The 5,322-nt window shown below is 61.0% G+C and carries 4 protein-coding genes and 1 pseudogene; 4 read left to right on the top strand and 1 reads right to left on the bottom strand.

The window, feature by feature from the left end:
• Window positions 1-646 (top strand): glycoside hydrolase family 16 protein (locus VEC01_RS17550; RefSeq protein ID WP_324902203.1); only part of this gene is annotated, 646 nt, incomplete at its 5' end.
• Window positions 647-1,031: 385 nt separating this feature from the next.
• Entirely contained in the window at window positions 1,032-2,099 is a 1,068-nt protein-coding gene (locus VEC01_RS17545; protein ID WP_324902202.1) for an AI-2E family transporter, read from the top strand.
• Window positions 2,100-2,179: 80 nt separating this feature from the next.
• Here the strand turns inward: VEC01_RS17545 and VEC01_RS17540 are convergent, their stop codons facing one another.
• The gene (locus VEC01_RS17540) at window positions 2,180-3,037 is read right to left on the bottom strand and encodes an HDOD domain-containing protein (RefSeq protein ID WP_324902201.1); all 858 of its coding nucleotides are present in this window, start codon (window positions 3,035-3,037) and stop codon (window positions 2,180-2,182) included.
• Between the two features lie 507 nt (window positions 3,038-3,544).
• On the opposite strand from VEC01_RS17540, the gene VEC01_RS17535 reads away from it, so the two are divergent.
• On the top strand, window positions 3,545-4,480 hold the full coding sequence (locus VEC01_RS17535; protein WP_324902200.1) for a glycoside hydrolase family 16 protein: 936 nt from the start codon (window positions 3,545-3,547) through the stop codon (window positions 4,478-4,480).
• 269 nt (window positions 4,481-4,749) lie between these two features.
• A pseudogene (locus VEC01_RS17530) lies at window positions 4,750-5,322 on the top strand (hypothetical protein); the annotation flags it as partial.

The following is a 5,322-nucleotide window of genomic DNA, read 5'->3' as shown; positions in this document are numbered from 1 at the left end:
CGGCTTCAACACCAGCGTGTGGAACGACCACATCTGGTATGAAAGCTCGAACCCGACCAAGAACTACACGGTGGAAGACGGCAAGCTGAAGATCTGGCCGCAGCGCGATGCCAGCGGCAAGTTCTTCAACCGCACCATCGACACCGACGGTAAGTATTACCAGACCTACGGCTACTTCGAGATCGAAGCCAAGCTCCCGGTGGGCAAGGGCACCTGGCCGGCATTCTGGCTGTTCAACCATATCGGCGAGCGCCGTCCCGAGATGGACGTGATGGAAGCGTATGCGGGCGGCGCTGCGCCGTGGGGCTTCAACGACAGCAACGGCATCGCGCACCCGCAGGCGTATGCACCGACGGTGTGGAAGGGCGACTATGACGGCCAGCTGGTCGGCACGCGCCAGTACGACACCGGGATGGACCTGTCGGCCGGCTTCCACAAGTATGCGGTGAAGTGGGAGCCGAACAAGCAGACCTATTACTTCGACGGCAAGGAAGTGCTGGTGCTGAACACCACCTTCAGCGATCCGATGTACCTGATGCTGGACCTGTGGTTCGGCAGCGCGTCGGGCACGCCGGACAATTCGACGCCGCAGGGCAAGTCGAACTCCTTCGAGATCAACTACATCCGCGCCTGGAAGTTCAAATAAGCCTGGCAGCGAAGGGGAGCCGCCCTGCCCGCATGGCAGGGTCGGCAAAGGGAGAGCACTCGCCGATCACGGTGGGTAATTAAGGCCAGCGGTGACGCTGGCTTTTTTTCGCCTTCGGCGGGCGCGACCGCGTTCCTTCATCGCCGCACATGCCTCACGCTCGGGGCAACACGTCTTTGTAGGAATCAGTCAATATTGGCGCCTTTGCACACGATCGTTACAGGAGCGACAATAACCGTGCCTTGTAGCCCTGGAGGGACATTGCCGGCTTACCGCACTGGGCAGGGCGTGCGGCGAGCGGCACGGATGCGGGGCCGTCTTTCGAATAATGACATTACTCCGGGCGCATGCGTTTTCCATTGCGCCCGGCGAACTGGAGATGCTGATGAATAATCCCGAACTTCACCATAAGATATTCCTGTCGCTGCTGCTGGTAGTATCGCTGGCCTTCGCATGGATCCTCTGGCCGTTTTATGGCGCGCTGTTCTGGGGAACGGTGCTTGCCATCCTGTTCGAGCCGTTTTACCGGCAACTGCTTGCCGCCATGCGCCAGCGGCGAAACCTCGCCGCACTGACCACGCTGCTGCTGACGCTCATCATGGTGATGTTCCCGCTTTCCCTGGTTGCCGCCGCACTGGTGCAGGAGGGAACGGCGGTGTATGAGCAGATCCGCTCGGGCAACCTGAATTTCGGCGCCTATTTCCAGCAGGTCATGACGGCCTTGCCGTCCTGGATGACTGCCTTGCTTGACCGTTTCGACGTGGGGAACCTTGCTGCGCTGCAGGAGAGGCTGTCGGCGGCGGCAGTGCAGGGCAGCCAGCTGATCGCGACGCACGCGCTCAACATTGGACAGAATACCTTCGAGTTCCTGGTCAGCTTCGGCATCATGCTCTACCTCCTGTTTTTCCTGCTGCGCGACGGCCGCCTGCTGTCGGCGCGGATCAAGCTCGCGATCCCGCTCAGCGCGGAGCACAAGCGCCACCTGTTCCGCAAGTTCACCACGGTCATCCGCGCGACGGTGAAGGGCAACATCGTGGTGGCGGCGACGCAGGGCGCGCTGGGCGGCGTGATGTTCTGGTTCCTCGGGATACAGGGGGCCCTCGTCTGGGGCGTCGTGATGGCCTTTCTTTCCCTGCTGCCCGCGATCGGCGCGGGTCTGATCTGGGCCCCGGTCGCGGTCTATTTCCTGCTCACCGGGGCGATCTGGCAAGGCGTGGCGCTGATCGTCTTCGGGGTGCTGGTGATCGGGCTGGTCGACAACGTCCTGCGGCCTCTCCTTGTCGGCAAGGATACCCAGATGCCGGATTACGTGGTGCTCATCTCGACCCTGGGCGGGATGGCACTGTTCGGCATCAACGGTTTCGTGATCGGCCCGGTGATTGCCGCGTTGTTCATCGCTGCCTGGGACCTGTTTTCCTCGGCCGGCGAGGGGGCCGCCAATCTGACGCAATAGCGGGATTGAAGCTGGCGCGGGCGCGCCTGCGAGGCAGTCAATCGGCAAGCTGCGCGCCGACGGCGCGCAGCGCCGGCTTGTCAGCCCGCCTCGTCGAAGCGCCGGTGCAGCTCTTCGGTCAGGTCTTCGAGCTCATCGACGTTGATGCCGAGCGCATCCATCGCGAACGCGCCGCCCTTTTCCCATTCGGCGTGACGGTTCTGGTGCTGGTAGTCCTGGATGATCTTTTCCACCACCAGGCTGAGCGCGACGAGGCTCTTGATCAGGTCGGGCGTGATGTTGTCGGTGATGACTTCGTATTCATGATGCAGGCGGATCGCCATCGCCACATCGGCTGAAAGCCCCCAGTTCTTCGCCAGCAGCGCGCCGATGGTGGCGTGGCAGGTGCGGTGGCGCCTGTCTTCCACGGTGGTGAAGCGTTCATCGATTGCGTCGTTGGCCAGTTTCAGCGTCTCCGTATAGTCGGGGAAGCGGTTCAGCAGCAGCGGGATGCCGATGTCGCAGAACAGGCCGAACGTATGCGCGATATCGGGCGTGGCCACACGCAGCTTGCGCGCCAGCAGGGACATCGCCATCGCGCGCTTGTCCGACACGTCCCAGAAACGCGTGAGCACCGGGCCGGTGGTATTGAGGGTTTTGCGGGCGATCAGTCCCATCATGATCGATGCGCACTGCGTCATGCCGATGAAGGCAATCGCCTGCTCGACGGTTTCCGCCTTCCGCTTCAAGCCGTAGAACGCGGAATTGGCCGTGCGCAGCAGGGTCGCCGACATGGCGACGTCGCGGCTGATGATCGATGCCACCTTGCGCGGGTCCGGGTCTTCGTGCATCAGTTCCTGCTGCAGGTTGGCGAGGAGGACGGGGCAGGCGGGGATCTGGATCGACTTGGCGACGTCGTCGATCGCAAGCTCGTTCGGTCTGGATGCGGAATCTGGCATGGTTCCCTCGGAAAAAATCACATGAAATGCACGCGACGGTCGCGCCATGAAGCGGGGCAGCTTTCCGACATGGTCACTTCGCTCGACGCAACCACTTTACCTGCCGCCTGTTATACGCGCGATGCTCTTATGCAAGATAACTGACTTGCGATAATTTTACCTGCCTAAAAATTTCCTAAGCGAATCTTTTCAAATTTGGAAATGATCCCTGCCGCCTAGCCCCTGCAGCGGCGCCTGCGGCAAGAAATTCCCCTCGTCTCGTCGCCTTTCCCGCTGTTCCGTCTTCCGCCGCCCGGGTTTTCTTGCTATCGGGGCATGGGAAACCGCTAAAGAAACCGTTCCGGATGGCCAGCAGATAAAGAATTACGTTGTCCCGCATATTACAAACCGGAAAAAAACCTCCCTCCTGCGACATTTCCCGGAACCATTTTCCGAGGGGTAAGCTCTGACGAGCGCTTGCCAGGCAGAATTATTGGCTACCATCAATTCGCACATTGGAGAAGAACTATGATTAAACTCGCCTTCAACCGCCTCGTTATCACCTCGTTGTGTTGCGCCTCTGCAACTGTTTTGCTTGCCTGCGGCGGCAGCAGCGAAGCGATCGCAGCGGAAGCGGCAGCGCCGCAGGTCGCGGCGGCAGCCCAAGTCCAGGCAAACATGACCGTTGCCGCAACCGGTACCGGCACGGCTGGCGCCATTCCTGAGTCTGTTCAAACACCCGCGCCGGCAGCGGAAGCCAAGTCGCCGTTCGGCCAGGATGCCAACAAGTACGAGCTGTCCTTCTCGGATGAATTCGACAGTTTCAACAGCAGCCTTTGGAATGACCACATGTGGTACGAGACTTCCAACCCGACCAAGAACTACACGGTGGAAGACGGCAAGCTGAAGATCTGGCCGCAGCGCGATGCCAGCGGCAAGTTCTTCAACCGCACGGTTGATACCGACGGCAACTACTACCAGACCTACGGCTACTTTGAGATCGAAGCCAAGCTCCCGGTGGGCAAGGGGACCTGGCCGGCATTCTGGCTGTTCAACCACATCGGCGACCGCCGTCCCGAGATGGATGTGATGGAAGCGTATGCGGGCGGCGCCGCGCCGTGGGGCTTCAACGACAGCAAGGGCATCGCGCATCCGCAAGCGTATGCGCCGACGGTGTGGAAGGGTGACAAGGAAGGCCAACTGGTGGGCACGCGCCAGTTCGACACCGGCACCGACCTTTCCGCCGGCTTCCACAAGTATGCGGTGAAGTGGGAACCGAACAAGCAGACCTATTACTTCGACGGCAAGGAAGTGCTGGTGCTGAACGTCACCATGGGCGACCCGATGTACCTGATGCTGGACCTGTGGTACGGCAGCGCGTCGGGCACGCCGGACGATTCGACTCCGCAGGGCAAGACGAACTCCTTCGAAGTCAACTACGTCCGTGCCTGGAAGTTCAAGTAATCCAGCATTGTCTTGCGTGTGAAATCGCGACAGGTACCTGCGATCGGTACCTGTGAAAAAGCCGGCCCCGCGCCGGCTTTTTTTATTGCCTCCGGTTGCGCAATCGTTTCCGGATTGCCTATTCCATTCCTGTCACTGGTGCAAGTGATGCATGGAAATATTTCTCCCGATGTCGTTTTTTTGCGGAACCATTTCCGAAGGGTAATGCTCATACGAAAGCTTGCCGGTGAGAATTTTCCGGCCTTACTAACAAGAGAAAGGGGTCCCCCATGCAAAATCTGTCATTCCAACGTATTTCGATGAGCGCGATGTCCTGCGCATGTGCCGCCGTGCTGCTCGCTGCCTGCGGCGGCGGATCCGGCTCAGGTGATACCGGCATTGATGCGCAATCCGCGCAGACGACTGCAACCGCCACCGACGCTGGCACCACTGCAGGCGCGACCGCTGCAACCCCGACCGCGACTTCGGGTGCAACTGGCTCCGCTGCTGCGCCGGTGACGAATGCAGGCGACACGACTACGACGACAGCCCCGACCAGCACGCCGGCCACCAGCACGCCGGCCACCAAGCCGAGCACGACCCCGGCCACCACGCCGACTACCACGACGCCCGCCCCGGCCCCGGCCCCGGCCCCGGCGCCGGCACCCGCGGCACCTTATGGCCAGAACGCCAGCGCCTACACGCTGACCTTCGCCGACGAGTTCAACAACGGCTTCAACACCAGCGTGTGGAACGACCACATCTGGTATGAAAGCTCGAACCCGACCAAGAACTACACGGTGGAAGACGGCAAGCTGAAGATCTGGCCGCAGCGCGATGCCAGCGGCAAGTTCTTCAACCGC

The sequence above is a fragment of the Noviherbaspirillum sp. genome (genome assembly GCF_035627455.1).
Classification (GTDB): domain Bacteria; phylum Pseudomonadota; class Gammaproteobacteria; order Burkholderiales; family Burkholderiaceae_D; genus Noviherbaspirillum.
Note: the sequence above shows the minus strand (reverse complement) of the source record. Positions and strands in the feature narration are given on the sequence as shown.